The organism is Streptomyces morookaense (assembly GCF_013030945.1).
Classification (GTDB): Bacteria; Actinomycetota; Actinomycetes; order Streptomycetales; family Streptomycetaceae; genus Streptomyces; species Streptomyces morookaensis.
Genome location: NZ_JABBXF010000227.1, coordinates 1 through 399, shown reverse-complemented (window position 1 = coordinate 399; position 399 = coordinate 1). Strand labels below are relative to the sequence as shown.

Genomic DNA, 399 nt, shown 5'->3' with positions numbered 1-399 from the left:
GCCTACTGGAACGACCTGCTCGCCGACCTGGACGAGGCACCGGTCCTGCGACAGGACACCGGCACCTCTGTCGAGGTCGGGATCTCCTTGGACGCCGAGCGCACCGCTCTGTTGCTGGACAGCTGCCAGCGCGCCTTCGGCACGCGCATCGACGAGTTCCTGCTCGCCGCCTTCGGGCAGGCACTGACCGGGCTGACCGGCCGGTCCATCAGTCATCTGATGGTCGAGGGGCACGGGCGCGAGGAGTTCGACGCGCAGACGGATGTCAGCCGCACCGTCGGCTGGTTCACCACGCTGCACCCCGTACGGCTTGAGGTGTGTGACGACCCTGCCGACACTCTGAAGTCCGTCAAGGACGGCCTGCGGGCGGTTCCCGACAAGGGCATCGGCTACGGGCCG

Annotated in this window: 1 protein-coding gene; it reads left to right on the top strand. The window is 68.4% G+C overall.

Translation table 11 applies throughout. The features are described 5' to 3' along the window. On the top strand, positions 1 to 399 hold a 399-nt coding region (locus tag HG542_RS34285), incomplete at both ends, for a condensation domain-containing protein (protein WP_171088348.1).